We start from the raw sequence: 24914 nt of genomic DNA on the forward strand, positions 1-24914 counted from the left end.
GTGTTAACTCCATCATGGAAAACATATAACTCAGACTGTTTGAAAATATTGATCATCAAAAACCTCCGTTACTTGAATATTTGATTGCGCCCGCTGATTTGTATCGTATTTAATTTGCACTATATCTGAATCAAATCTACACAGCATTAGATAACTGATTTTGTTAACTGTATAGTTAATGTGTTTATCAACAACTATTATTGTGTTGCCGTAATTATCATGACTCACGCTCATTATTTTTACATATGTAACGCAATTATCATGAAATAGAGCTAAATAGTTAAATGATGGTAAATCGTTGCGAATAATAATTTGATTACCGACAATCTTACTGCCGTATATGTTTACATCTCCATCACACAACCAGAACGGATTTAATCGCCCGCTCATTCTGTAGACGAATTGTTTAAATTTTTTTATCTCATCCAGCCCGTCCATGTAGAATAGTATTGAACGCGATGATTTTGTACGATCCCACTTATTTATTCGCGTTGTTTTCCCAATGTCGTAATCAACTTTATCTATACATTTATTTAATGTCGATTCGTTAGCGCCGTAATTATTGTGAAGCACTTCGATGCCGAGATATGTCTGTTTTTGAATTAATTCCGCGCGATAGACTGGTTGATCAACTAATTCTGCAGTTATGTCAAACTTAGCATCAAAACCGGAGGTTTTATACGTCACATTATTTAAGTAGCACTTTTCTAGCGGTAATAAATATGCAGCCTGGTAATCATTGGTGGCAGGACTTAGACCCAGTTTTCCGTCTGGTGGTTCTTTAAAAACAAACTCTAACTTCGGCTGATGTTCATCATGAAAAACAAACTCTAACGATTTTTTTTCTGATGATTTTAACCAAGTCGCAACCTCTTTTTTTGTTATGTCTTGATAAATCAGTAAATTATCACCAACATGATTATCAAAATGATTCTCTACTATAGTCGTCCCCTTATTTATGCGACCAACATAAACCGCTTTTAGCCAAGAAGGCAATAACCAGATATCAGTTAAATTATTACGTAGCAAATTAAGATAATAGTTTCTATTATGTGGATGAGCTATAAATGAGTAATCTAATGTTACTCTCGGTAGTGAGCGTAACATTACTCTGTGCTCTCGCCCATCTCTCGATTCGATTACATTAGTGAGCCATTCAAAACTTTCTGTTGCTCCTGCTGTCGGCTGTTCAGCTATAACATTTGGCATTATGACCTCAAACTTAGACATAAAAAAAGTCCGCAATTGCGAGCTTTAGGTTTGATTTGATTTTGTATATCTACATTAGATTTTCCATACTCAGTTAACAACAATCAGCATGTTTTTGTGAGAAAACTGCATTTGCAAACCTAATGCTTGAACAATTTTAAAGATTGTATTAAAAGTAGGATTCCCCTCACCTGATAACGCTTTATAAATACCCTCACGGCTTATACCTGTATCACGTGAAAGCTGACTGATGTTTTTAGCTCTAGCTATATCACCAAGTGCAATAAATAAAAATTTAGGGTCTCCTTCTTCTATTGCGGCATTTAAATATTCTTGCATTTCTTCATCAGTATTTAAAAAATCAACCACATCAAAAGTTTTTAGTTTTGTAGTCATAATTAACCCCATTTATTTGCTAATTCTTTAGCAATTTTAATATCTGTTTGTTGTGTATCCTTGTCACCGCCACACAATAAAATAACAATTTCATTATTGCGGTTAACAAAAACCCTATACCCTTTTCCACAGTGAATACGCATTTCTGATACACCGCTGCCTACATTTCTAAACCGCCTATGCGGCGGTGAACATAGTTTTCTCCAGATGATTAAACTAATTTATTTGTGTTTTTACTTGTATTTTTACTTGTCGCTTGTGTATATGTGTGTATAATTATTTTCAGGTTAGGAGGTAAACATGAAATCAACTGACCTGATAAAAGAACTTGCCAGTGCAGGGTGTATTCTGAAACGAGTTAGAGGTAGTCATCATATGTTTTACTCACCAATAACTAATAAAACGTTTCCAGTTCCTCACCCAAAATCGGATTTACCGATTGGCACAGTAAGATCAATCAAAAAATCGGCGGGGCTTTTATAGCCCGCCAACTTTTGGAGGTATTATGTTTTTTACTCTTGGCATTGAAACACCGAACGATAGCAATACAGCTTACGGCATTGTCGTGCCTGCATTATGTAATGAAAAATATAGTTGTTATTCTGCCGCAGACAGAGAAAGCGATATTCCAGCAATGGCGACAGAAGCTATTTTGTTAACTGTTCAAGATATGATCGAATCGGGCGATTATGATGTTAAAGATATTCACAACGATCATGTTTCGTATAAAAATAACGATGAATATGCTCATTGCGATACGTGGGTCATTATTGATGTTGATTTGTCATCATTTGTTGGTAAACAAAAAAGAATTAATATCACATTGCCCGATATTCTTATCGATAGAATAGATAACGCAGTTAAAGCACCGAACTCTTTTTATAAAGATCGGAGTAATTTTTTGGCAGAAGCGGCTATTAATGAATTAGCAGCACAAAATAGAGTACGTTAATTATTTTGGTTATTAAGCGCCATACAACTGCTAATAAAAAACCACCCGAAGGTGGTTATATTTAAATATTATTTGCTTAGTGATGTCGAATGACTTTTCTAAACCGCCTATGCGGCGGTGAACTAAGGAAATAATCGCCAAAAATGGGCTTGAACTTTCTAAACCGCCTACTCGGCGGTGAACAACCTCCTCCTTTTGTTCCTGTCCAGTCCTTATTTCTAAACCGCCTACTCGGCGGTGAACCATAAACCCTACCTCTCCAGTCTAAATTTAGATTTCTAAACCGCCTACTCGGCGGTGAACACCTTTTTATGGTTAAAGGTGTACCTTTTTATTTTCTAAACCGCCTACTCGGCGGTGAACTACCATAGTCGGGTGACTTTAAGTAACAATAATTTCTAAACCGCCTACTCGGCGGTGAACTGACACAAGAGCAATTTTATGGTTACTGTCTATTTCTAAACCGCCTACTCGGCGGTGAACTCTATCTTTTTCAACTTTCTTGTGCGTTTCTATTTCTAAACCGCCTACTCGGCGGTGAACATAGGGATAGAGAAAACGCCAAAGTGCTTAAATTTCTAAACCGCCTACTCGGCGGTGAACTGGTATATAAATTTAATTCGCTTTGGCTGTCATTTCTAAACCGCCTACTCGGCGGTGAACTAGATTATATCAAACATAGCATATTGTTTTAACTAAATTTTAACCATTTTTCCAAAAATAACCCTTTTTTATCACATAAAAATTAATTAATAATAATCAATATATTAAAAAAGGATCTAAAAAAGGGTTAAACTAACGACTCAGAATCTTCAACTAATCGCAAAGCATAATTAACTAAATCTTGTAATAACCAAAATATATTTGATTTGTCATCGCTTTCATTAACATTACTACCCATAAGATAAGCCAATGATTTTGCCTGTTCTAAATTTTTAACTATTATTTCATAGTCATGATTATCAATGATGTGTTTCATGCTACAACCTCCGCTTTTTCAAATAAAGTTGACATTTCATACGACATTGTCGAGATTGCACCTATACTGTTTATTAGAGTCTCATCAGCCCACTTACTTTGACCATTGTCGCTAATTAATAACTCTGCAATTGCAGCAATGTGATTTATTTTTGCACATAAAACGTTAAAATCGTTCTCTTGAATAATTACATTTCTGTTCATATCTACATCCTCAAGTTGCCCCTCTGCGGGGGCTTATAATTTGTTAATTGGTTAAGCGATTTCTTTATTAATAAGATGATTTTTGATTACATCTATTGCTTTTTCGTTATATCTAAATGATTCAACTTGTTTATCAGAAGAACGTGACTTATCGAGTACGAAAATTCCGTAGTCTTCTGTTTTTAAGTTAAGCTTATTAGCTATACGACCAATTTTATTTGAGGATACGCCGAGTAAATCTCCAACCTCACTAGCTGAAAATGTTTTGTTTTCAAGTTTAGGAAGCGGAATAACATTTTTACCTGCAATTGGGTTAATTGTATCGGCATAGATAGCTTGCTTAGACTGTTCGCTCAAATGCGGCAGATTGCTAAACATCTTATCTAATGCTCTGACTGACAATTCTATTGCCTTAGCTTGTCGATACTCTGGTAAGTAAGATTTAAAAGGTTTTTGAATGTTTTTCAATTCACCTTTTTTATAGTCTAAAAATACTTGATTTACCATTAATTGGAATTTTGGACTAATCCAACCTGCATAAGATACCGCTAAAAGTTCATGGGCGAATGTACCTTGATTCAATCCCCCTTTTATGGATTGAACAACCGATACCGAGATCTCGGCATCGCTCAATTGTTGCTCAAGTTCTAATATAAGCTCTTGAGTGCCTTGCAATGATAGCCAGTAGCTAGGATTGTTTTTCTTTTCTCCTCCACTAGCTTTATGCAAAGCATTAAGATTATATCGACCCTCTTTATCAGTTGTGATTGAGATTCCAGCTATTACTGGACAATTAGAGTTGTTTATATTACTATTATTCATGAGTTTTCCCTTATTTAGAGTTTGTGGTTAACTTGATTTGGGCTTTGGCTGTTGGCGCAGTTAAAGCCTTTAGTTTTTTAGATACCTGCAATTTTCTTTTCCTCCTCTGTTAATGACTGCTTTACTCTGTTAATTAGTTCTAAACTAAAATTTCTATCATTTTTAATAGCTGAATTCTCAAGAATAGATTTCATCCAACCTGGAATTCTAGCTGATACTGGTACTTTATTTTCTTTCAATTTTTTCTCCTTATTTGCTAAATATTGATTTACTTCTGCTATACCTGAAAACCTTCTATAGTGAGTAGTACAGTCTGTTGATAAATGTCTTTTATATTTATTAGCAGGTGTAGGAATGTCTTCCTCTCTCCATCCTGCTGCAAATCGCTGATCTAAAGTTCTCGCATTGATACCAAAAAGTTCAGCCCATTCATGTAAAGTTTTTATTTCGTTTCTGTATTCATAATAAACAGTCCCTACTTTTCTCTTTGGGTCAAAATTAGGATCTTGACTAGCCCACAAACGCCAACCTACACTTTTTCTACATCTTTCGGCACAATCTTTTGCGTTGTCAGACGGAGAACCAACATATAAATGTTCAGGATTACAGCACGACGGATTATCACACGTGTGCAATACCCAAAAATTTTTGCTATTTTGAGGTATAGCACCATAAGCTAATTCATAAGCAACTCTATGAGTAGCCCAAGAATATCCTTCAAACCAAATCATTCCATAGCCATCATAATTTTTAGCTCCATTCCACTCATGACAGCCATTTTTAAATATAGATAATTTAGATTTTAATTTTTTATCTAGTCCAACATGATCTCTAATTAAAGATATACTTTTTCTTGTTTTCATAATTAATAATTAAATGTCTTAAAGTGTCATGGAATGTATAGTATACTAATTCTAATAATTAACCATGTCAATACATTTCAATACTATTTATGACAAATAATGACACTTTTGCAAAACGATTAATACAAAGAAGAGCCGAACAAGGTTATTCTCAAGAAGAATTATCAAAAATATCTGGTATCGCAGCAGCTCAAATTTCAAGATACGAAGCAGGCCGAAATAAACCAAGAGCAAACATTATTGCCAAGCTAGCAGAAACACTAGAAGTTCCCTTTAATTGGCTAGCCTACGGTGATGAAAGTGAGTTAATATCACTTCAAAATGAAAAAGGAGAACATTGGCACTGGTTATATTTAGAGCCAAACTTAAGAGCTTTTATGGAAAATAAGGCTAAAAAAGCAGGCATATCACTAGAAGAAGAATTAATTAATGCTTTAAGTTCACATTACAAAATAAAAAATAAACCCTAACCCTAATAAAAGGAGGCATGATGGATAAATTCCCTCGCGATAAGCAAAATGAATTATTGATGTTTCTTTATGATAAATTCCCAAATAATATTACAAATGCAGAATATAAAAATCTGACCAATCTTTTCGGTTCAACTGACAATTTTGTCGCTAATGTTTGGTATCTAAGTAAACATGGTTTGATTGAAAACTGTATCCAGTGGGGTGCAGATGATAAAATAATCTACTATCAAAATTTAAAAATCACAGAAAAGGGCGTTGATTTTATCCGTGATGATGGCGGTCTATCTTCAATACTTAATGTTACAACTATTAAAATTCACAATGAAACATTAGAAAAACTGGAAGATATTATCAAGCAATCTTCATTAACTGAGGCTGAGAAGAAGACATATCTTGGTAAGTTGAAAGAGCTTCCTGTAGACGCCACAAAACACTTGGTATTGAAACTATTAGACTTGGGTCTATCTCGGACTCCTGACGTAATTCAACTAATTTCATCATGCTTCCAGCCTTAATAAATTCATTATGCCGATCTGTAGCGAGTATTACGCCATTTTTATCATGAAAAACTATGGAAAAAACTTTCATATGGATACCTTATTTTAGATAATAAAAAACCCTCTTAGAGGGTTTGAATTGCTTTTTTCTAAACCGCTTGTGCAGCGGTGACTACTTATTACACGCATCAAGAACCGGCTGAATTGCTTCGTCAAAACCTTTCAAACTAAATTCCATGTCGATTGTTTGGTTCGGCGCATTCGCTCTGATAAAAAGTGAATTTTTACCTTTTAACTGCTCAATTTCTTCCTTTGTTATATCCTCGTTGAAAAATGTATCACCTAAAATGATTGCGTTTCTTTGAAACGGTTTTTCTTTATCAATTCTTAAATCTAGTTTAACTTTTTTGTTACCGATAGTGATTAAATTTTTTACATAAATTGCTTCGGTTAATTTATTCTTCTTACAAACGAATGCATAATATTTATTATTGAATGTTAATTGATGATCGTTATCCAGATCTTCTGTCATCGCAAAATATTTTATCTCATCTGTTAGCTTGTCTGTTGAAACTGTTAAATTCCAGTCGCCAAAATTTTTCTTTATATCTGATTCTGATGCATAACAAGAAAAAGCACATAAACACAAAACTGCTACTAATGATTCTTTAAACATTTAACATCCCCTTAACATGGTAATTATCTGTTATGTTAGGGGAATTTAAATTAAAAGTAAATTATTAGGACGCATTCACAATCGTTGCTAGCTCCTCCCCGTTATCTCTATTTATTTGCATGATTTGTTTAACCCCTTCTTGTGTTGATAGCCATTCTTTCGCTGATTCATAGTCACTCACCAGTGCAATATTGATTGTTGGTGAAACGGTTTGCGGTGCGCTTTCTTGTGTTGTTGACTGTGAGTAGTTATTAACGACCTGCGGACGTTGTAAACCGCTCATATCACCACGTTGTAGTGCTTCCAGATTACTTACACCGATGCGCTGAGTTGCTGCTGCGTTCATGACGAATTCTTGACCGTGTACCACACCTGCTATCTGATCCCGAGCTATATCACCAGTATAGCCACCTGTCATAAAGCCTGTAGGTTGAGATCGAATCGCCGACACATTAGCCATCCCTGCCGCAATAGCTGCTGCTGCCGCTGTTGCCCCCAAAGCAGGTCCAACATACGGAATTCCTGCCATAGCAGCATAAGCCGCATTAGCAGCTTGATAAGTGTTAATCACCGCTTGCGCAATAGCTGCTGCTTTACCTATTCGCGCCATGGTTGCGTTGTTTGAGTTTTGCATTTGAGCCATTTGTTCGAAGAAATTATTTGCCTGACTTAAAATAATATCGTTCTGTTTAGCCCAAACTTGCGCTCTGAGTGATGCGGCTGTTGACTGATCTAAGTTAAACTGCTCAGTGAGCACATTTATTTGCTCGTACATTTTTTGGAATTGTGAGATTTGCGCGCTCATTAGCTCCCACGTTCCCTCAAACATTCCAGCAAAAGGGCTTTTACTATCAGAGTTAAGCGCATTAATTAAGTCGTTATAATCAAAATTTTTGCTATCTTTTAACTCACTTAACGCACTCACCAAATCAGAAAAATCTTGATTTTTTCTGAACCGAGAATTACTTTCCAGTGAGTCTTTTATAGCAAGAATTCGCACGTATTTTTCATTCAATGCGATTTTGGTTCTTAACTCGTCATTTTGCGCTTTAGACAGCACTAAGCCCTTGCTCATCATGTCTTGACTAACGCGATAGAGTTCGTTTTCTATCGTTCGTTGTTCTGATGAGAGTTTCATTAGATCCCATTGCCTGTTCAATTCCTTGTTATAATAACCAAGCGGATCTATCGATTCTTTGTATTTATTTTCAAGCAAAGTGATGTATTCGCTGTACTCACTCGCCGAAAGTGAGCCTTGTTTATACATAGAACCTAACTCTCTTAAACCTTTATTATATTCCTGCAACGCACCTCTCATCGGTTTAAGTGAATTCAATAGCTTATCATGCTCTGATGCTAACCGCTTGACATGCTTTATCGCTGTTGACACATCATTTGGCGCTGGATACATTGCTGTTTCTTCGGCGAGTTTTCTTCTCCGCGTTTTCTCTATTTCTTCTTGAAGTAATCCATCTGCAAGTCCCACATAGTTAGTTTTCGAGATTTGTTTTAGTTCTTTTTTGAGTTCTTTTAGATCCTCTTTAGCTTTTGAACTCAATTCAACTCTATCAAATTTTATTGTCATCGAATCAACCTTTTCGAGTAGTGATTTCGCTGCCTCTTCATTGAAATACGATAACACAGTAGCGCATCCCTTAAAAAGAAGCTGCCATGAGTTAAGAACTGATTCAATAATATTGATAGCTAAGTTTTTCATGCCGTTCCAGACAATTTCCCACGCGCTCCCCATGTTGTTAAAAGCAAATAAGCAGATAGTTGCGCACGTCAACACCATTCGAATAACTGTATTGATGTTAAACTTAACTGTGTCAATAATTGATTTAAAAACATCGTTAACAGTGAATGGTATATCACTAAGTTTGTCGCCTACGGTGTTGACGAATGAATCCCACGCACTTTTTATGCCTTTAATTGCACTTGTGATACCGTCTTTAATATCTCCCCAAACCGTAATCGCTAGGTCTTTTAATGATACTGTACCATCCTCTGTCAGTTTAATTTCATCAGAGAATAATGTTAGCGCAGCAACAGCTGCGGTAATTCCTGCAATTACAACACCAAATGGGTTTGCTAGTAGCGCCAAATTCAACCGCATTACTGCAGCTGTGGCTTTTGTTACTGTTTTGTTACCCATTTCCACCGATTTAATAAATAACGCATGATATAACGTAGTGGTAATGTAGCCTGTGCCCAAAACAGTTAATGCCGCTGCTGCATTTTTGATATTTTCAGATAACCACAGTAGGGCTTGTGCGAGTTTGCTACTTGCGCCAGTTGCACTATCAGCCCCAAAAATAAACTCCTGAATGCCTGTTTTTATGTTGGTAAGCGCATCAAGAATCTGATTGGGCATATCATTAGCTTTTTGCTGCAAAAAGTCATGATAGTTCAAAAAGGCTTGCATAATCACTTCTGACGTGATTTCACCTTGCTTACCTGCTTTAATTAGTTCACCTGTGGTAATCCTGAGCTGTTTTGCTAGAACATCGGCAACGTAGCCGCCATTTTTTACAACCGTCGTTAACTCTAACCCAGATAACTTACCTAGCATCATTGCTTTTTGAAGTGCGTACATTTCACCAGCGGCGCGTTCACCCTTAATCGATGAAGCAACGAGCGCATTATTTAACGATTCGGTATACATTAACTGCTGATTAGTACTATAACCAAGCTCTTTTAATGCGGTGGCATTAGATAAGAAACTTTCTGCGGTCTGATCAAAGCTTGAATACGTTCCTTTAGCCAGCGTCATTAAACGCTTCATAGCAACATAACCTGCTTCTGCCGAACCCGTTGTATCATCTAAGCGTGCTTTAAAGTCTGTCAATGATGCAGTTGACGTTGCAAATGCTCTAACCCCCATAAATCCAAATAATGTTTTTAATACTCGGCTAAATGTGTTTGCAACAGAAGATGAGTGCTTAAGTTCTTCTGCAAACCTCCTTTGATTGTTTGTTGCATTGATTGATGCATTATTAACGTTAATAATGCCTGTTCGCATGTTTTTTAGCTGATTAGTATATTCAGCATTGAGTCCAATTGCTTTCTTTATCACGCTGTTTGTATCGTTCAGTGAGCTATTGAATGTTGTAGCTCCGCTAGCTGCAGATTTTAGCATGTCACTAAATCGAAACATTGATTTTAGATATTTTTTTAGCGGATCGTCATTAAAACTTTTTAGAATCTTCTTCATCAATTCTAGATGTTTTTGTGCTCTTTCTGCTGACGAAGCGATATTATCTAATTTCGCTGATATTGAGCTTGCAATATTGTCGGATACTTCAATAACAATTGATTCGCTTGACATATTAGCTCCTTAATTCACTTCTGAATATGATTAACGCTTTTGGAACAAAACCACCTGCAAATTGTTGAGAACCGCCCTCATCCAGTTTTTTTATATAAGATGCATTGTTTTGTATATAAATCTTGTCACCGAATTTACGCTCTTTAAGCGCATTAAGCGCCGAGTTCACGACTGCCATTTTACTAAGATGCTTGGTTGAGCCCTTAGAGCCAAAATAAAAAGCAACATTTTGGTCAGTGATTTGCCCGTTTATGGATACCTGCCAGTTAGACATGGCGTTTGAGGTGTCAACTGGTGTTATATCCGTTAATTCATCAATAACCGCCAATGTTGCTTTTATCGTCTGATTATTTGCACGCTTCGTAATTTCATTATTGATAAAATTTGAAATATCAGTCAGTTTCATGTTTTGTCCTTGAATGCTTGCTCAACATGTTTTAGGTTAACGCGGTCCATTGCTCTAATAATTTGAATCAGCTCGTTGGTATCTTCATCGTTAAGTTGATGAAAACGCGCATACTCAATAATTGATAGCCACGATATGGGCGTAGGTGACATATTGTGAGTGCGCGTCGTATCTAAGTCGATGAATGCCTGATAATAAAAAATTAAATCATCACTTAATTGCGGTTTATTTTTTATTTTGTCCGGAACATCTCGTCCCATTTGTTTGGCCATTCTGATTAAATCATCATCTTCTCCGCCCATGTCTAATTGATACTCAAGGACGTCGATTAGTTTTTTATGTCTTCCTCGATTTGCACCGACTTATATAAATCGATATCGTTTGCTTGCGATACTAAGTCTGCGAATAAATCTGGTAGCTGTTTGAATAGGTCACAGGCATTTTCAATAGAAAATGGAATATTTTTACCTTTTCTATCTTGAATGTTATCCCAACCTCGTAGCGCACCCTCTGAAAACGCTCTAATTGAGATTTCAATAAGTTTTTCTTCTGGCAATGCGTCTAGCTGAATTTGTCGTTTATATTGTTTTGTCAGCTTTTTAATTAACAACGAATATTTAGAATTAGCACCGCCGATTCTAGCTATATAAAATGTTGGGATAGTACCATCAGCGTTAGCTACATATTCAACCGGCACGCCATCTTTTTCTTTTGTTTTATCTGTTTCAAATTGTTCAAATAAACTCATTTTTTTCTCCAATAAAAAAGCCTCAATCGAGGCTTTGTTTTGTTATTAATCATTAACGACAGGCATTGCAACATCAGGTAAATATTCAAAAGACTGATACATCATAGTGTAACCGTGTTTGTTTTCTGCCCCAGTTTTTTCAAGCGGAATTGTGATTTTTTGGTCTTTCTCCACATTCGGAATACCGCCACTCAATGCGAGCAACGGAATATCAAAAATAGCACCAGCATTATTTGATGCTAAAATAGCAGAGAAACCAACGTCAGCGTTATTTCTAATCGCTTCGATAGCATCAACAGATGAGAAAAATGCCGTCAGTGACCCCGTCACATTGAAATTACCAACAGAAACATCAAAACTACCCAGAATACCCAGAGCTTTGATTCCTGCAACGCCATTGCTTATTGACAAGTTAGAATCTGTTACATACGCAAATAAAGCCTTTGGCGTTGATGATGTGTTATCTATCACACTCAATTTTTGGCGATAAATATTTGATGTTGTGTTATATGCTTCACTTTTATCAGACTCTAACCGCACACCGCCCAGCCGCTCACCACCTTTCCGAGTTAATGAACTACATGCAACATAGCTTAAATCGCAAGTGATATATTTTGCTGTTGATAAATTGAATTTAATTTCGTTCGCTACCGCGCCTGTAACGTACTGTGCTTGAAGCCCATCTCCGTTGTCGCCTAACGTGCGTTCAATGTGGTATGAGCGTTTTTTTATCAGCTCTTGTCGATTTTCATTTTTAATGACTGTTCCGAAGTACATCTCCAGCTCTAGATCTTTGTCAGCCTCATCAAGCGGCTTAAAATCTGTATCATCAAACGTGAGCGAGTTATCTTTTATATCTGTTATGCGAGCAAAACCTTTATTTACTTTAAATGTTGAATTTTCGACATCTCCGCCTAGAAAAACCCACTCGCCAACCGTTAAATTTAGTGATGTTAATTTTGTTTTCGTTGTAACCAGCATTGGAAATCCGCCGTTACTAGCTACTATTGAGCATTCCCCTTGTTTAAATTTAAACCCAACCGCCGTTAGCTTTGCATCATTATTAACGTTGGTGTCTTTGATTAGCGAGTCATTAACTTTTATTTTTCCTGCTGTTGCACTAGTAACAATTTTAACTCCGTTGTTTTTATGATTAGCACAACCAGAAACGAAAATAATCGTCCTGTCCGACGGCGGATTAACTCTCATAGATTCGAGGTTATAACCATCAGCATCAATACTGATTATTTTGTTCGGCGTGCCGTCCAGTGGTTTAGTTGTGAATTTCTGTCGCGCATCTGCAAACATAAAACCTTGCATCAGCCAGGTTAAAATATTTTTAGTGAAATCAACTGTGAATCCAGCGTTGGCATCTAGATCAACAATCTTCCCTTTTGGGTTTTGTCGCGATGGGTTGATCGTTTCACGTTGTAATAATGTTGTCGAGCCTCCCAAATCACTATAACTGTTCACCTCAATGCCGCGCCACACTGGGTTTTCGGGCAAAACTTTGAGGCATTCTTCTGTTGCGATGTATAGCCCTGCTGTATTGCTGTCAATTGTTTTGTTTTTACATGTCATGTTTTAACCTACTTCGTCATACGTAAAATCTACTATCGTGTTTGTTCGATAAAACCCCTGCTCACTATCGAGTTCCTGTACTCTGCCGTTTTTAAATTTAACCGGACCATCAATATGTCTATAAATATCTCGCGCTAAAACAGCGAGAGAACGTGATAATTCACTCCCGTTTAGTGCTGACTTTGGTGCAAAAATCTGCACCATTAAATAGCCGTCAGTCCTATACCGATTGCGCCAAGTTTCCACATCCAAATCATTACATCCAAGCGTTGTTTGCGTCTCTTTAGCTGTCCACACAGAAAATCGACAAAAACACTTATCTTTGTCTGGTTTAGTAAGTTCATCTTTACCTTGCCAGATGATCGTCGGCTTATAACCGATTTCGTTTTCTGCCTTTGTTGCCCACTTTTTAACAAAAATGGATTTAATTAAATCATGGGCTTCTTCGTAATTTGTTGTCATACAAGCACCGCCATATAAAGCAATTCAACATCAGCAGGAGCTAATATTTTTACTTTTTCTATTGTAAATTGCTTACCTCCCTTTTTGATTTTGTCGTTTTTTTCTGGAATGTAACTGCTGGCAGGGATTAGAACGATATCGCTATCCTCTGTTATTTCAGTGTCAAATACATCAAAGTATCGCTCTCCATTACCAGAAATGAACGTCATAATAACGTTGAAAATTTTTGTTTCCACTCTATCACTTTTCCACTCGTCAGCTGATGGAATTGCAATAGTTCTAGTAACCTCAACTTGTTGACCAAATTTATCAATTAGCCGTGTTGCCGTTTTTTTCAGCTTTACGTATTGTCCGTAGTTTCTACTTTTTAGCATCGTATAGCCCTTGTGCTAATAGCGTATTTATCAGAATTAATAAAGTCAGATAAAAGTTTATCAACAATCGGAAATGACGGCGCATAAGCTGATCCGTCACCTTTATCTGAATATCGAACTGAAATAACAGAGATCGTCTCTTGAACAACATGAGACTGTTCATTAATCGGCATTAACTCAGTCTCTTGCGAATATATAGCAAGCCAACATTGAGCTAGCTTGATGTTCGCTGGCACGTTTTCAGATGAAATAGCTTCGTTATCATGAATAATACCTACCCTAGGAAATGGTAACGGCTGATCACTATCAGTTTTTTTCCCTCGCCAGCGCAATGCATTTAAATAATCCATCGCGTTAGTCAGTAAAACACTCGTATCAACCGTGATACTAATATCTCGCAATTCACAAAACAGCTTAAACTCATCTTCGGTTACATAGCTATTAGCAACGGGCGACGGATGTACGTTGATCATCATTATCGCCCCTTTCTTTAGTTAGCTGCTTTGGGTTCTACTGCTTTGGGTTTTGATGTTCCTAATTTGATTAAAACGCCCGCAGTTGATTTATTGTCGAAATGTTTTTTCCAGTTGGCGCGATTGCTCAGTTTAGTTAAATCTGGGTTAGAACCTTTTGATGTATCCCAGCTATAACCGAGTAAGTCAATGTTAACTGTACCCTCAGCACGATATCCGATTGCTAAGTTTTCCTGCGTATTGATGTCATAAGAGCGAAAGCCCGGAGCTTGTGACTCAGTGATTTTTACAGCACTTGCAACTAAACCTAAAATCGCATCAACTGGCGCAGAATCGGTAACCAATACGGGCTTACCTAATGTTCCCGGTTGTCCGCCGTAAACCACAACGCCAGCTTCTTCGTATAGCTTGTTATCCATTGCCTGATCTACAATGTCAAAGTAAGTTGTGGAGTGCATAACAAATAAAGCGACACGATTAAACTTGTCACCGTATTTACGCAGTCCTTTTGTTAAAGTTTTCTTCCCATCGGTCGCGATATCTGCGGTTACTGTCATATCAGTGTTAGCACCAATAGCGGCCATTAGAGAATTGATAGCATATTTAACATAACCTTCCAACGTAGCGTCAGCCACATCAACGCCGATCACCTCTGAAAATTCAGAAATATCACGTCCACGGCGTTTAAATGCTTCTTCTGTTGTTTCATAAGGTCCATATTTCCATGGTACTTTAACGCCCACCGCTTCACCTGCGCCGATTTTTTTACCTTCAACGGAATCAATCGAAGTAACATTACGAGGATCGATAGAGCCGTTAATTTTGTAAAATGCTCGTTTACGAAAATCTCCCTCAATCAATTCATTATCGATAAGAATTGCACCATTAGATGCCGCATTAAATACATCCAAGTTGTCTTGACGTCGTTCTAAAAATGCGGTTTGTGCTAAATCGTTGTAAATGATTAAATCTGTATTTACTGTTGTTGCCATTATTTAACTTCCTCTTAATCTTTTGGTAATTTTAAATATGCTTGTTGACCATATTTCTGGATGTAGTTGTGTTTTTCCGTGCTGGTCATTTTTGAACGGACTAAATTAGAACTGCCTGCCTTGTGTCCTCCACCTCCAGTGCCTTCGGCTCTTGGAAATAGGTGAGGAGCATTATCTTTTAATGATTCCACCCACTCCTGAGGTGTTAACGGAGTTTTACCGTCTTTACCAAGTAAAGGTTCGCCATCTTGTCCTACTGCGACAGCCTCGCCGTCATCACTTAAAATAAACATGCCTTTGGCACGTAAACTAATATCTTCTAGCGCTTCTGGTAACGCTCCTGCTTTTAATGCCGCATTAGTCATTTTGTTGCTAAGCACAATACTGCTATACTTTTCGGCTTTCTTTTGTGCTGTATCAGCTCGCTCTTGTTCAGCTTTAAGTTTTTTATCAAACTCGCTTCTAAATCGCTCTGTGCGTTTGTTTAATACCTCATCGATTTTCCCTGCTGAAATAAGTTTTGCTTCTTCATCATCTGAAAATCGCTGTAAGATTGCTTTGACAGCGTCAGGATCAATCCCTTCAAACTGCTTAAGTTTTTCAGATAATGCCTTTTGCTTGCCTAGCAATTCGTGATTTTTATTTTTTAGGCCTTGCGTGTTTTCGGTAACCGCTTTATCAATTAAGGTTTGCACCTCTGGGGTGATTGTTGCGCCACCACCAGCATCGCCACCTTCTTGCGCTTCTGAATAAAACTTTTGGTTGATTTCTCTAAATAACATAATTTCCCCTTAGGATTTGAGCTTTGCTCTGAAAATAAAAAAGGCCGCATACAGCAACCTTGTGATACTTGTGATAGATAATTGGTAATTAGTGTGTCCGACGTAGTTCGTCTAGAGTTAAAAAGTGGCCATCTCTTGTAAAAAATCGATCTACCGTTATTTCTCCATCTCGCAACATGCGAGCACGTTCAACACCCAAAATCTGCTCTTGCCTTTCCTGTGATTGTGTTTTTAGCCAATCAAGATAAGAGGTTTTAGCGGGAACTTGGCCATCCATTGACTCTCTCGTACCATCATCGTTATCGGCAATAATTCCCATTTCATTGAATGACCGAGCAACTAATGTTTCGATTGATCTGCAACAAAAATGAATGCGGCCTGGTCCGTCACCGTATGGAATGTCATGCCCAATAGGTTCGTTATCTAGTGTGTATAGCAATGAATCCCGAATCATACAAGTTGGTGTTGTTCTATTGTCGAGTACAGATATCCATTGTTTACACTTGATAATTTTGTTATTTTTCTGCGCAAAAACTGATTGCACTATTGTTGATGTATGAGAGATTGCCGTTTTAATAATTGATGATGCATTGATAGCAACAGCTGCGAGCACACTGTCTTTATAGTTTTTCTCCCTTGAGCCCTTGATTTGTTCCAGTGCCTGAGTGCTGCTATCACCTTTCGCGTATGAGTTTCTAATAGAGTTAATGACGCGGGTTATCCGATCTTCCTCCATTTTCTTTAACCAATCTAGCAATGTCCGACCTTGGAAAGGCTTGTTAAATATCAATGATAGCAATAATTCAGATTTGACGTTTTGCAATTTTGATTTAGACGTGACATTTTTCGGTAATAGCTGATTAAATAGTGACAATCGATAATCATATTCATATCGCGAAAAATTGGATATTTCATCTACAATAAACTGAGTTAAACCCGCTATTTCAGTGTCACCATGCAATTTTGATTTCAACCTTTTAGTTTGAAAATTTTCACGCGACATTTCATCGAGAACGACATACAATTTAGATATTAGTTCTCGATTAGATTTATTGATTAATTTAACTGATTTTTGAATCAAACTTCTAGCATAACTTAGTAGAATGATGTAGTGATAGATGCTTTCATCACGCAATTCTTCGTTAATCGCCATAATCCCCCCTTTCGAATTGAGGGCTTAAGTCGTTCAGCTCCTGCTTAACAGTTTCAGGATCTGCGCTCGAATCAATAATGTCCAGTTTTTGCATTGCGCGTATCATGTCCTCACTTCTAATTGCGCCAGCTTGCCAAGAACTAACAACTGCGGTAATCATGCCAGCATCGGCAACTTTAGAAATAAATTCTTGATTGATAGAACAGACAATATCATCAACTTCTACCCCAAGATAATGAGCACACCATTTAAGTACTATCGTGTAAGCCTCCGACACGTTAGAGCAACATATACCGAGTACGGATGTTGATGCTGTTTGATCACCATTAGCTTGTGTTGCGGTTTTTGCTGATGAGTTTTGTTCTATTAGCCTCGCTCCAAGTGCAACCATGTAATCACGCTTATCATCCATACCCTCTTTCGCTAAAGTGTTGGGTTGCGCTTGAGCATAAACAAAATTACCGCCCTGTGGAAGTAACAATGGAGTACGAGATCCAATCTTGACACCATTCTTTTCTAAGAAATCTCGCCATTCAGTGTCTAATCCGATGATTGCAGGCTGAACTTGGCCACAAAAGAACAAACTGTCTTCATAATCAGCACTATTACGATAGTGTCCTAAATTGATTTCAATTAATGAAGATAAAGGGGAATCATCAATTGTTGGATCGTTGTTTTGAGCGCCTACAAATGTAAATGGAATTTCCTGCCAATAATCTTCATTTTTTGGTTTTGGCTCATAAATAGAATCAATTTCATAAGGTCCGCTGTTATTTTCACCTGTGCGGCGCCACACCTTACAAATAAACTTGCCCTCTTCAATGACTAGCTCTCTGTATTGAGTGATATCTTTAAAGCCATATCCGTCAGAGACTTCAACGACTTCCCGAAGAACAACTAAAACCAGCTTATCTTTACCGTTAATTCGTTGTGTTCGCCAGTTAATAATATCTTCTGCTTTATACGGTAAAATCATAGCCTCATTAGAATCTGAGGAATAATCAACATACAGACCGTGCCGACCAACTTCTAATACTGATTCAAGTGTTGATTGTGACTGCTGATAAATGCTGATCCCCGCTCCATCCGCGTTATTTTTGATATATTCCAGTTTGCTTGGCACGCTGATCACTGGTTTTTTGCGGAACGCCATTCCGAGCAAACCAATTTTTGTATGACCAGTAATGTTATAAAAAACCGCCCTTGCAATATAATCCTGATTGCGTTTTTTATTACGTTCACTCTTGTCGGTAGGATCTAAGTAAGGTAAATACTGATTACCTTTTGATTTAATTATTTCAGCGCCGGCACAAACATCCCGCATTTTTTCCCAGTTAATAGATGCTTGTTTGTGCTCCGGTCGAATAAAAGTAATGTCGTGATTCATTAGAATGTTGTTTCCATTTGAATTGTAAAAGCTTGTCTGCGTGCATTCCGATTAGCCACAGCAAAATATCTAAACGCATCCGCACCGTGTGAGGTGTGGTCATGAAGCGGTTTATCTCGCCAACAGCCGTTTTTATCATCCCATGCTTTTCGATACGCTTCTAAATTAGCAATACCCTGCTCGCATTTGCTTGAATCAAATGCGCAAAGAGAGAGAATTTCACGAACTGATTCGATACCATCATCAACACTTAATTTAGGTACAACTTTAAAATTGATGCTGTATTTCTCGCCGTCAATTTCATAGCCTTCTTTTGCTATCTGTTTACGGCTCTTACCATCACCCGATAATTCACGATTATCAATATCATGCGGTGCCCAGTGCTCAGCATATTCATAGCCAAGTTTTTGTGCCTTGTCTTTAAGTACCTTCATATAGTGCCTGAGACCCTCGCCACTATTTTCGTAGTAGTCGATGATGTGAAATTCTTCACCCACTTTACGCACAAACCAAATAGCGGTTGAATCACCAATACCTAAGTCCCAATAAGTGTAAACATCTAAATGGCTATTATCGGGTAGCGTGGTAATGCGTTTTTCTTTGTATAGCTCTCTGAATTGCCTTGCATAGTAAGCGCCCTCGATTGATTGCTCAAATGCTTCGCTTGGGATAGATGGATATTCACGCTTCATATCATCACCAAGCGTTTTCTCTTTAGCGTGATACCAAGCTTTTTGTTGTTCGGTTAAGTCGATACCGTGCTTAGCTTTTATTTCACTAAAATACTCTTCTAATCGAGTTGGTATCGGTTCAACTGGCGCTATCGCATAAAGAGGATTCTTCCACCAAGAGAAGAAAAAAAACTTCCAGTCTAGTGATGATAAAAGCTTACCTTGAATGTGTGCCTTTTCAGCTGTATTACAGTAATCGTAAAAATATCCACTTTTACCTTCAGCGGTGCTTTCGATAGTAATGAAACAACCAGTAGCAACCGCCTCAAAAGCACCAGTGACGATTTCCTTAGCTTTATCAGGAAACTTAGCGCAAATCTTACCAAACTCAGAAACATGTAAGTAACGCAGTGTACCGCCTCGAAATGAAGTTGATACATAAAGCGAACCGCCTTTTTTAAATACCAACTCACCTGCGGCATCATTACTGGCAGGATTTGCTTGTTTTATTTCTTCTGGTAGTCTGTCATACGCATACTTAACTTTTTCTCTAAATAATCTTTTAGCATCATTTAAAGTGTGAGCAATCAACGCACATTTAGCTGACTCAAATAAAGCGGCATCTAACTGAATAATACATACTTCGGTAGTAAAACCCAATTGCCGAGCTTTTAAAATGATATTCCTTGTATGCATACCATCGAAGTATTCAAGCTGCTCAGGAGTCATCATAAAGCGAATTTGTTTGCCCGCTTTATCCGTGATGTAGTAGAGATTATTTAAACGCCAAAGCTTATTGCTGAGTTTTTTTAGATGACCAGGAGATAACATTAACCCTCCCGTGATAGTTTATCCATTAAATCCGAAAGTTGGCCAACTGAATTATCTTTTGGTGTGTCATCAATGTTGTAAGCTTGACGCTCTAAAGTGATTAAATTTTTCAGCGTTTCACTTAATGCTTTCATTGATTTCACCCTTTCCGGCATTGATATAACTGACATGTAAACTTCATTGAGTTTGTCCCTGCCGTTTTGGTCTGGATTTGCTAATAACTCACCAAGTTTTTTGAATGCCTCTATATCAGCACATTCAGCGCCAAGCTCTTCAAACAAAGCGTTAGCAATATTACGTGCTTTTCGGATATCTCCACGATGTTCCATGCGAACATTGGCAATAACCTCAGCATTAGCTTCAATGAGTATCCGCTCGTTTAACTTATTTTCACTGGATACCTGAGTGGATACCTCTTTTTTGGATACCAATGAGTCTGCTTTGTTTTTAATTTTTGAGCTTAAATCTCTTTCCCATCCATCACGCTTTGCTCTTTTATTTATTGCGCCGTGAGTTATTCCGTGTTGTGAAGCTATCTCTCTTATAGATAGTAATCCAGCCCTGTAGGCTGATTCGATAGCCTCCCAGTCTGGCTTTTTCATAATCTTTCCTTAAATTAATAATTGAATTTGTTTAATTTCTCTTTATCTCAACAAACATGATTAACCTTAATATTAATGATATGTAACGCTTGATTTTGTTTCTTTCTCTTCTGATTTCATTAGAATGAAATCACTCATTAGATTGTTTAATATATCTATGCCTGATTGATTTAAATAAAAAGTAGTACCAATTTTAAATGAACAACCTTCTTTTGTTTTATTTAGATCAATCATTGAGCCGTACATACACATACGCTCAAATTCGGAAATGTGTTGTTCATAGTATCCTTCCAAAAAAGATGCGAGGCTGTCAGGTTCTGATTCTAGATCTCCTAAATGGTGCTTAAAAATATTATCGCCATTTATTCTAATGAGATGCTCTACATATGAGATACTAACAATGCGAGCATAAAAAATAGGGTTTTTATTATTATCCATGACAGTTACCGTTATGCAGCTAATATAAATTTGATCTGTCCTTTTGTATTAAATATTGTTGAGCATCGAGCCTCAAAATCTTTGTAATCAATACAGCCTTTTGCAATTGTTGTTATTGCTATTAACTGGTCTTCTACTGCTTTTAGTGCATCTGGCTTTAAGAACTGATGAATTTTTTCACCTTTCTTTGTGCGCTCTTTGATGCTCAGATAAACCTTTTTAGGTAGCACGACACCATATCTCAAAATCAACAGATAACCAACGTGCAAACCTAACCGCTAATTTAGGGTGAATCCAAGTACCACCACCACGATCCTTTCTGGCTCGGCTAGTTTTTACATACGGGATTTTCTGGTATGTAGATTCTAAAGCATTGATATAATTAACTGTATCAGGAAGAATTAGCCAGTCATTTGGACGTTTACCAAATCTTGATGCCGCTTCTGTTGCGTTAATCCATCCATCATCATTGAAACCAACTTGATGACCCTTAAAATCGAATTTAATAATATTCATATTATGTCCTTTATAGAATGAGCCTAAGTCACACAGAATAAACAGCCCCAAGAGTTAAGACATTAGCTGTCATTCTCTCAGGCTCATTCTGTAAAGCTCTTGGTTAATATTTGCCGTGTGATGGCATTATGATTGATTGAAAAGTGAATTTGGTTTGGGGCATATCAAAGAAAATAGACATAAAAAAACCGCCCTTTTGGCGGTTATTAAATAGTTATGGATAACTATCTATTTAACGATGATAATGTTTTTATTAATGCATCTAATTGATCTTGTGTTAATTTCTTAGCTTCTACAAGAAGCTCTTCATAATTAATGGGGGTGTGTTTCACTTTTTTATCAAATAATCTAATAGGGTTATCACCTAAATTAGTAACGGCTATATCTAAAAGTTGCGCCAATAAGTCAGGAGAGATTTCTTGCACTTGTTTTTTATAGCCTTCAAAAGCCATAGCTGATGAATATTTATAAGCATAATCCTCACGAATTCTCATTAGATAAGCACTTTTTCTACTCGTTAACCAAGCTAACCATACTAATGGGAAAGTTATGGGTATTTTTGAAATGAAATGAATTAATGAGAAAGTTTTATCACTGTAACTAGAATAAAAAAGATAAAGTGACATTAAGAAAATAATTGTTAATGCACCATAAGTAAAACCATCTAACCAGCGGATAGATTTTGTTACTTCATCTTTTCTTGATTTAAAGGAACCAGCCATGCTGGCTCTATTAGCATCATCAATTATATTTTGTATTTCAATCTTCTGTGTATTAAATTTCTTTTCAGTCTCTGAACAAAGTTTTTCTAAATCATTAGATATCTTTTCATGAGCTTTTTGACTATCAGCTATATTTTCAAGTTGCTCTTGCATTAAATCTTTATTGTTTTCGATCTCTTGTATTAATCTATTTGATTCTAACTTATTAGATTTTATTTCTTTAATTTCTTCATTTGATGTTTCCAAAATTTCAGAAATAGAATTAATATTGTCATTCACTTGTTCTTTTATTGCTTCTATTTTTCCTAAACTTTCTTCAGCATCATTTATTTCACTTTCTAGTTCTTTTAATTTAAAAGCTGTAGATAATAAATCAGCATACTCTTCTTTTTGTTTCTTTATATTTTCAATATCCTCTACAAGAGCTGCTAATTCAGCTTCCGTTCTATGTGCGGATTTTACTATATTATTATAAGCAGTTTTGACAATATAAGTTGCCATTAATATATCTTTCAATAAACTGAAACTGCTAAGCTCATTTTTACTTAACTGATTTCTGTTTTGTTTAGTTATAAATCTATTTGCAAAGTTTTGTACAAGCAAAATTTCACGTTCTCGCAAATCATCAACTTGTAATTGATTTAATCTTTCAACCAATCCATATAGTTCTCTAAGAGCTTTGCAAACTATCGTTTCATCTTTGTCGATATCTGAAACTTTACTCATTAATTTGGATATATTAGACTTCAAAATATTAGACTTAACTGCCATTAAGACCTCTTATTTTTGCTTTATTGCCCAATCCAAAATATCATATAAAAGCCAACCTTTAGATAAAGGTAGCGGGCTATCTATAATTGGCTTGGGAAAATCATCAAGACTTATCAAGTTATCTCTAACTTTTAGATAATCAATACCAATTATATCTGAAATATTGGAAATGTTAACTTGGTGTTTACTTTTTTTTATCATTACAAGTAAAGCATTAAATAGTAGTCTATTTTTATCTATTTCCATTACTAATCTCTCTTATAGCTTGTTTATCTCTATTACACTTCTCGATAACATTTAACAAATGCTCGTTATATCTCAAGCTATCGCCGAAAGTCATTGATTTCGGCGGTAAATTTGGTAGGCAATCACTGAGTAAATTTGCTGGTATCGGTCGATTGACGTAGACCTTTCGCTCTGTTGTACAGGCTGTTAGAGATAGCATGAGGAACACGCTCATTAGCACAGCTATTATTTTTGAGTTGCTCATTAATTTGCTCCTGACGTTCTAGTGATTGGTTTTCTAGCTCGCGTTTGCTTTGCTCATTATCTGCTATGATTTGATTGTTTTTAGCAATGCTCTGGTTCAACTGTTCGATTTTCTCAGATAGCTCAGTGTTATCTTTTTTGAGCTGCTTTTTCTCTTGATAATTGTCGTAACCGAAATAGATAGTAAAAGCAAAACTAACAATGATTAATGCTATGCTTACTATATTCACTTTAGACAATTTGAACATGATGAATCACTCAACAATAACGATACAAATAAAAACCAACCCCAGCCGTTGACATCATTAACAGCCATTATTGAAGCGATGATGAAGCATAAGATAGACATAACGCTTTCTCCTTTTCTCGTCTGATTACTAAGCCATTCAAAACTTTACCGCCTGCTTTATTCCACCTTGGGAACTCATTACAAGCCGCTTTATAATCGCCATTGTTCAGATGTTTATACATTGTTGAAGTACGTATCTTTGTGCAACCAACATTAAATGTAATCGAAGTAACAGCATCAAAAACATGCTGTGGTATATGAAAACCATTAGCGTAACGATTAACACACATTTCTGCTTTTTTGATATCATCTACCCAACGCTGAGCTATTTCCTCGTCTGCGTAGACTTTTTGTTGAATGTTACCCGTTGAACCAATACCAACCGTTAATACATTAGCAGGACAATAATACGGCTCCCGTACGCATGATTCAGCGTTGCCGATTATTTCAAGCCCTGCTTTGCTCGTTCTGATTTCGTCTGAGTAATTAGCAATAACAATACCAATGATTACCGAAACACTACAAATCGCACTCGTCGCTATTCTTGTTGTGTTTTTCATAGTATTGTTCTCTCAAATTCTTTTTATGATAAAAGTCTCGGCGTTTATATACCCAGTTAATAATAAACGTCGCTATTGATAAAATAATACCAACCACGATAGCAATATCGTTCAAACTGAGCGCGCCAAATAGAGTGCATATAGCTCCCCAAAAATACGAAATCGGTGAAGTATATTTTTCCATGATGAATATTCTTGTTAGTTAATGATGTGACAGCGTACTAGCTCTAAATGTTAGTTATGTGTGTGTCTAGCTTTGCTGTCGATTC

33 protein-coding genes, 1 pseudogene and 1 CRISPR repeat array are annotated in these 24914 nt (G+C 36.7%); of the genes and pseudogenes, 4 read left to right on the plus strand and 30 right to left on the minus strand.

The window, feature by feature from the left end; translation table 11 throughout:
• Positions 1-30: 30 nt before the first annotated feature.
• The 3 genes and pseudogenes from ACGH49_RS10140 to ACGH49_RS10150 form a co-directional block, all read right to left on the minus strand.
• Positions 31-1230 (minus strand): hypothetical protein, encoded by a 1200-nt coding sequence (locus tag ACGH49_RS10140; protein ID WP_411589248.1) that lies wholly within the window; start codon positions 1228-1230, stop codon positions 31-33.
• A 69-nt stretch (positions 1231-1299) separates the two neighbouring features.
• Positions 1300-1605 carry an addiction module antidote protein gene (locus ACGH49_RS10145; RefSeq protein ID WP_411589249.1) on the minus strand — a complete coding sequence of 102 codons (306 nt, stop codon included), beginning with the start codon at positions 1603-1605 and terminating at the stop codon, positions 1300-1302.
• Positions 1606-1607: 2 nt separating this feature from the next.
• Positions 1608-1769, minus strand: a pseudogene (locus ACGH49_RS10150) (type II toxin-antitoxin system RelE/ParE family toxin); the annotation flags it as partial.
• A gap of 136 nt (positions 1770-1905) precedes the next feature.
• Here ACGH49_RS10150 and ACGH49_RS10155 point away from each other — a divergent pair.
• Complete coding sequence (locus ACGH49_RS10155) at positions 1906-2088, plus strand: type II toxin-antitoxin system HicA family toxin (protein WP_411589251.1); 183 nt, start codon at positions 1906-1908, stop codon at positions 2086-2088.
• A 22-nt stretch (positions 2089-2110) separates the two neighbouring features.
• A complete protein-coding gene (locus ACGH49_RS10160; protein ID WP_411578823.1) occupies positions 2111-2557 on the plus strand; it encodes a type II toxin-antitoxin system HicB family antitoxin in 447 nt (148 codons plus the stop codon).
• Positions 2558-2652: 95 nt separating this feature from the next.
• Positions 2653-3220: direct repeats of the CRISPR family, unit length 28 nt; unit sequence TTTCTAAACCGCCTACTCGGCGGTGAAC.
• 127 nt (positions 3221-3347) lie between these two features.
• On the opposite strand, the gene ACGH49_RS10165 is transcribed toward ACGH49_RS10160, so the two are convergent.
• The 4 genes from ACGH49_RS10165 to ACGH49_RS10180 form a co-directional block, all read right to left on the minus strand.
• Positions 3348-3536, minus strand: coding sequence for a hypothetical protein (locus tag ACGH49_RS10165; protein WP_411589252.1), 189 nt, complete (start codon positions 3534-3536; stop codon positions 3348-3350).
• The gene (locus tag ACGH49_RS10170; RefSeq protein WP_411589253.1) at positions 3533-3739 is read right to left on the minus strand and encodes a hypothetical protein; all 207 of its coding nucleotides are present in this window, start codon (positions 3737-3739) and stop codon (positions 3533-3535) included. Before ACGH49_RS10170 ends, ACGH49_RS10165 begins: the two co-directional genes overlap by 4 nt.
• 51 nt (positions 3740-3790) lie before the next feature.
• A complete protein-coding gene (locus ACGH49_RS10175) occupies positions 3791-4561 on the minus strand; it encodes a KilA-N domain-containing protein (RefSeq protein ID WP_411589254.1) in 771 nt (256 codons plus the stop codon).
• A 77-nt stretch (positions 4562-4638) separates the two neighbouring features.
• A complete protein-coding gene (locus ACGH49_RS10180; RefSeq protein ID WP_411589255.1) occupies positions 4639-5424 on the minus strand; it encodes an HNH endonuclease signature motif containing protein in 786 nt (261 codons plus the stop codon).
• Positions 5425-5513: 89 nt separating this feature from the next.
• On the opposite strand from ACGH49_RS10180, the gene ACGH49_RS10185 reads away from it, so the two are divergent.
• Both ACGH49_RS10185 and ACGH49_RS10190 read left to right on the plus strand, forming a co-directional pair.
• Entirely contained in the window at positions 5514-5894 is a 381-nt protein-coding gene (locus ACGH49_RS10185) for a helix-turn-helix domain-containing protein (RefSeq protein ID WP_034910052.1), read from the plus strand.
• A 20-nt stretch (positions 5895-5914) separates the two neighbouring features.
• Complete coding sequence (locus ACGH49_RS10190) at positions 5915-6412, plus strand: hypothetical protein (RefSeq protein ID WP_411589256.1); 498 nt, start codon at positions 5915-5917, stop codon at positions 6410-6412.
• Positions 6413-6566: 154 nt separating this feature from the next.
• Here ACGH49_RS10190 and ACGH49_RS10195 read toward each other — a convergent pair whose 3' ends face one another.
• From ACGH49_RS10195 to ACGH49_RS10305, 23 genes are all read right to left on the minus strand, one after another.
• Positions 6567-7070, minus strand: coding sequence for a hypothetical protein (locus ACGH49_RS10195; protein WP_411589257.1), 504 nt, complete (start codon positions 7068-7070; stop codon positions 6567-6569).
• A 64-nt stretch (positions 7071-7134) separates the two neighbouring features.
• Positions 7135-10398 carry a tape measure protein gene (locus tag ACGH49_RS10200; RefSeq protein WP_411589258.1) on the minus strand — a complete coding sequence of 1088 codons (3264 nt, stop codon included), beginning with the start codon at positions 10396-10398 and terminating at the stop codon, positions 7135-7137.
• Between the two features lies 1 nt (position 10399).
• A complete protein-coding gene (locus tag ACGH49_RS10205) occupies positions 10400-10804 on the minus strand; it encodes a hypothetical protein (protein WP_411589259.1) in 405 nt (134 codons plus the stop codon).
• Positions 10801-11106, minus strand: a complete 306-nt coding sequence (locus ACGH49_RS10210) for a hypothetical protein (protein WP_411589260.1) — start codon at positions 11104-11106, stop codon at positions 10801-10803. The genes ACGH49_RS10205 and ACGH49_RS10210 overlap by 4 nt, the downstream gene beginning before the upstream one ends.
• A gap of 26 nt (positions 11107-11132) precedes the next feature.
• Entirely contained in the window at positions 11133-11552 is a 420-nt protein-coding gene (locus tag ACGH49_RS10215; RefSeq protein WP_411589261.1) for a hypothetical protein, read from the minus strand.
• 45 nt (positions 11553-11597) lie between these two features.
• Entirely contained in the window at positions 11598-13133 is a 1536-nt protein-coding gene (locus tag ACGH49_RS10220) for a phage tail tube protein (RefSeq protein WP_411589262.1), read from the minus strand.
• A gap of 3 nt (positions 13134-13136) precedes the next feature.
• Positions 13137-13595, minus strand: a complete 459-nt coding sequence (locus ACGH49_RS10225; protein WP_411589263.1) for a hypothetical protein — start codon at positions 13593-13595, stop codon at positions 13137-13139.
• On the minus strand, positions 13592-13969 hold the full coding sequence (locus ACGH49_RS10230) for a hypothetical protein (protein WP_411589264.1): 378 nt from the start codon (positions 13967-13969) through the stop codon (positions 13592-13594). Before ACGH49_RS10230 ends, ACGH49_RS10225 begins: the two co-directional genes overlap by 4 nt.
• Positions 13963-14445, minus strand: coding sequence for a DnaT-like ssDNA-binding protein (locus ACGH49_RS10235; protein ID WP_411589265.1), 483 nt, complete (start codon positions 14443-14445; stop codon positions 13963-13965). The genes ACGH49_RS10230 and ACGH49_RS10235 overlap by 7 nt, the downstream gene beginning before the upstream one ends.
• A 14-nt stretch (positions 14446-14459) precedes the next feature.
• Complete coding sequence (locus tag ACGH49_RS10240) at positions 14460-15434, minus strand: major capsid protein (protein WP_411589266.1); 975 nt, start codon at positions 15432-15434, stop codon at positions 14460-14462.
• Between the two features lie 14 nt (positions 15435-15448).
• Positions 15449-16216: a hypothetical protein gene (locus tag ACGH49_RS10245; protein WP_411589267.1), complete on the minus strand. Its 768-nt coding sequence runs from the start codon at positions 16214-16216 to the stop codon at positions 15449-15451.
• Positions 16217-16304: 88 nt separating this feature from the next.
• Positions 16305-17369 carry a hypothetical protein gene (locus tag ACGH49_RS10250; RefSeq protein WP_411589268.1) on the minus strand — a complete coding sequence of 355 codons (1065 nt, stop codon included), beginning with the start codon at positions 17367-17369 and terminating at the stop codon, positions 16305-16307.
• The gene (locus ACGH49_RS10255) at positions 17359-18756 is read right to left on the minus strand and encodes a DUF4055 domain-containing protein (protein WP_411589270.1); all 1398 of its coding nucleotides are present in this window, start codon (positions 18754-18756) and stop codon (positions 17359-17361) included. Before ACGH49_RS10255 ends, ACGH49_RS10250 begins: the two co-directional genes overlap by 11 nt.
• On the minus strand, positions 18756-20258 hold the full coding sequence (locus ACGH49_RS10260) for a terminase (RefSeq protein WP_411589271.1): 1503 nt from the start codon (positions 20256-20258) through the stop codon (positions 18756-18758). The genes ACGH49_RS10255 and ACGH49_RS10260 overlap by 1 nt, the downstream gene beginning before the upstream one ends.
• On the minus strand, positions 20258-20860 hold the full coding sequence (locus ACGH49_RS10265; RefSeq protein WP_411589272.1) for a hypothetical protein: 603 nt from the start codon (positions 20858-20860) through the stop codon (positions 20258-20260). The genes ACGH49_RS10260 and ACGH49_RS10265 overlap by 1 nt, the downstream gene beginning before the upstream one ends.
• Before the next feature lie 72 nt (positions 20861-20932).
• Positions 20933-21298, minus strand: a complete 366-nt coding sequence (locus ACGH49_RS10270; protein ID WP_411589273.1) for a hypothetical protein — start codon at positions 21296-21298, stop codon at positions 20933-20935.
• Positions 21299-21309: 11 nt separating this feature from the next.
• The gene (locus ACGH49_RS10275) at positions 21310-21528 is read right to left on the minus strand and encodes a hypothetical protein (protein ID WP_411589274.1); all 219 of its coding nucleotides are present in this window, start codon (positions 21526-21528) and stop codon (positions 21310-21312) included.
• Positions 21518-21814, minus strand: coding sequence for a KilA-N domain-containing protein (locus ACGH49_RS10280; protein ID WP_411589275.1), 297 nt, complete (start codon positions 21812-21814; stop codon positions 21518-21520). The genes ACGH49_RS10275 and ACGH49_RS10280 overlap by 11 nt, the downstream gene beginning before the upstream one ends.
• Positions 21815-22038: 224 nt before the next feature.
• Entirely contained in the window at positions 22039-23307 is a 1269-nt protein-coding gene (locus ACGH49_RS10285; RefSeq protein WP_411589276.1) for a hypothetical protein, read from the minus strand.
• Positions 23308-23316: 9 nt separating this feature from the next.
• Positions 23317-23553: a hypothetical protein gene (locus ACGH49_RS10290; RefSeq protein WP_411589277.1), complete on the minus strand. Its 237-nt coding sequence runs from the start codon at positions 23551-23553 to the stop codon at positions 23317-23319.
• 122 nt (positions 23554-23675) lie between these two features.
• Positions 23676-24044, minus strand: coding sequence for a hypothetical protein (locus ACGH49_RS10295; RefSeq protein WP_411589278.1), 369 nt, complete (start codon positions 24042-24044; stop codon positions 23676-23678).
• 67 nt (positions 24045-24111) lie between these two features.
• The gene (locus tag ACGH49_RS10300; RefSeq protein WP_411589280.1) at positions 24112-24645 is read right to left on the minus strand and encodes a lysozyme; all 534 of its coding nucleotides are present in this window, start codon (positions 24643-24645) and stop codon (positions 24112-24114) included.
• Positions 24605-24829 carry a phage holin family protein gene (locus ACGH49_RS10305; protein WP_080702289.1) on the minus strand — a complete coding sequence of 75 codons (225 nt, stop codon included), beginning with the start codon at positions 24827-24829 and terminating at the stop codon, positions 24605-24607. Before ACGH49_RS10305 ends, ACGH49_RS10300 begins: the two co-directional genes overlap by 41 nt.
• Between the last annotated feature and the right edge of the window lie 85 nt (positions 24830-24914).

The organism is Gilliamella sp. BG7, assembly GCF_046635565.1.
In the GTDB taxonomy this organism is placed as follows: Bacteria; Pseudomonadota; Gammaproteobacteria; order Enterobacterales; family Orbaceae; genus Gilliamella; species Gilliamella apicola_P.

Coding starts and splice junctions, on each gene's coding strand:
- ACGH49_RS10140 (WP_411589248.1), bottom strand. CDS start 1,230: ATGTCTAAGTTTGAGGTCATAATGCCAAATGTTATAGCTGAACAGCCG.
- ACGH49_RS10145 (WP_411589249.1), bottom strand. CDS start 1,605: ATGACTACAAAACTAAAAACTTTTGATGTGGTTGATTTTTTAAATACT.
- ACGH49_RS10155 (WP_411589251.1), top strand. CDS start 1,906: ATGAAATCAACTGACCTGATAAAAGAACTTGCCAGTGCAGGGTGTATT.
- ACGH49_RS10160 (WP_411578823.1), top strand. CDS start 2,111: ATGTTTTTTACTCTTGGCATTGAAACACCGAACGATAGCAATACAGCT.
- ACGH49_RS10165 (WP_411589252.1), bottom strand. CDS start 3,536: ATGAAACACATCATTGATAATCATGACTATGAAATAATAGTTAAAAAT.
- ACGH49_RS10170 (WP_411589253.1), bottom strand. CDS start 3,739: ATGAACAGAAATGTAATTATTCAAGAGAACGATTTTAACGTTTTATGT.
- ACGH49_RS10175 (WP_411589254.1), bottom strand. CDS start 4,561: ATGAATAATAGTAATATAAACAACTCTAATTGTCCAGTAATAGCTGGA.
- ACGH49_RS10180 (WP_411589255.1), bottom strand. CDS start 5,424: ATGAAAACAAGAAAAAGTATATCTTTAATTAGAGATCATGTTGGACTA.
- ACGH49_RS10185 (WP_034910052.1), top strand. CDS start 5,514: ATGACAAATAATGACACTTTTGCAAAACGATTAATACAAAGAAGAGCC.
- ACGH49_RS10190 (WP_411589256.1), top strand. CDS start 5,915: ATGGATAAATTCCCTCGCGATAAGCAAAATGAATTATTGATGTTTCTT.
- ACGH49_RS10195 (WP_411589257.1), bottom strand. CDS start 7,070: ATGTTTAAAGAATCATTAGTAGCAGTTTTGTGTTTATGTGCTTTTTCT.
- ACGH49_RS10200 (WP_411589258.1), bottom strand. CDS start 10,398: ATGTCAAGCGAATCAATTGTTATTGAAGTATCCGACAATATTGCAAGC.
- ACGH49_RS10205 (WP_411589259.1), bottom strand. CDS start 10,804: ATGAAACTGACTGATATTTCAAATTTTATCAATAATGAAATTACGAAG.
- ACGH49_RS10210 (WP_411589260.1), bottom strand. CDS start 11,106: ATGGGCGGAGAAGATGATGATTTAATCAGAATGGCCAAACAAATGGGA.
- ACGH49_RS10215 (WP_411589261.1), bottom strand. CDS start 11,552: ATGAGTTTATTTGAACAATTTGAAACAGATAAAACAAAAGAAAAAGAT.
- ACGH49_RS10220 (WP_411589262.1), bottom strand. CDS start 13,133: ATGACATGTAAAAACAAAACAATTGACAGCAATACAGCAGGGCTATAC.
- ACGH49_RS10225 (WP_411589263.1), bottom strand. CDS start 13,595: ATGACAACAAATTACGAAGAAGCCCATGATTTAATTAAATCCATTTTT.
- ACGH49_RS10230 (WP_411589264.1), bottom strand. CDS start 13,969: ATGCTAAAAAGTAGAAACTACGGACAATACGTAAAGCTGAAAAAAACG.
- ACGH49_RS10235 (WP_411589265.1), bottom strand. CDS start 14,445: ATGATGATCAACGTACATCCGTCGCCCGTTGCTAATAGCTATGTAACC.
- ACGH49_RS10240 (WP_411589266.1), bottom strand. CDS start 15,434: ATGGCAACAACAGTAAATACAGATTTAATCATTTACAACGATTTAGCA.
- ACGH49_RS10245 (WP_411589267.1), bottom strand. CDS start 16,216: ATGTTATTTAGAGAAATCAACCAAAAGTTTTATTCAGAAGCGCAAGAA.
- ACGH49_RS10250 (WP_411589268.1), bottom strand. CDS start 17,369: ATGGCGATTAACGAAGAATTGCGTGATGAAAGCATCTATCACTACATC.
- ACGH49_RS10255 (WP_411589270.1), bottom strand. CDS start 18,756: ATGAATCACGACATTACTTTTATTCGACCGGAGCACAAACAAGCATCT.
- ACGH49_RS10260 (WP_411589271.1), bottom strand. CDS start 20,258: ATGTTATCTCCTGGTCATCTAAAAAAACTCAGCAATAAGCTTTGGCGT.
- ACGH49_RS10265 (WP_411589272.1), bottom strand. CDS start 20,860: ATGAAAAAGCCAGACTGGGAGGCTATCGAATCAGCCTACAGGGCTGGA.
- ACGH49_RS10270 (WP_411589273.1), bottom strand. CDS start 21,298: ATGGATAATAATAAAAACCCTATTTTTTATGCTCGCATTGTTAGTATC.
- ACGH49_RS10280 (WP_411589275.1), bottom strand. CDS start 21,814: ATGAATATTATTAAATTCGATTTTAAGGGTCATCAAGTTGGTTTCAAT.
- ACGH49_RS10285 (WP_411589276.1), bottom strand. CDS start 23,307: ATGGCAGTTAAGTCTAATATTTTGAAGTCTAATATATCCAAATTAATG.
- ACGH49_RS10290 (WP_411589277.1), bottom strand. CDS start 23,553: ATGGAAATAGATAAAAATAGACTACTATTTAATGCTTTACTTGTAATG.
- ACGH49_RS10295 (WP_411589278.1), bottom strand. CDS start 24,044: ATGTTCAAATTGTCTAAAGTGAATATAGTAAGCATAGCATTAATCATT.
- ACGH49_RS10300 (WP_411589280.1), bottom strand. CDS start 24,645: ATGAAAAACACAACAAGAATAGCGACGAGTGCGATTTGTAGTGTTTCG.
- ACGH49_RS10305 (WP_080702289.1), bottom strand. CDS start 24,829: ATGGAAAAATATACTTCACCGATTTCGTATTTTTGGGGAGCTATATGC.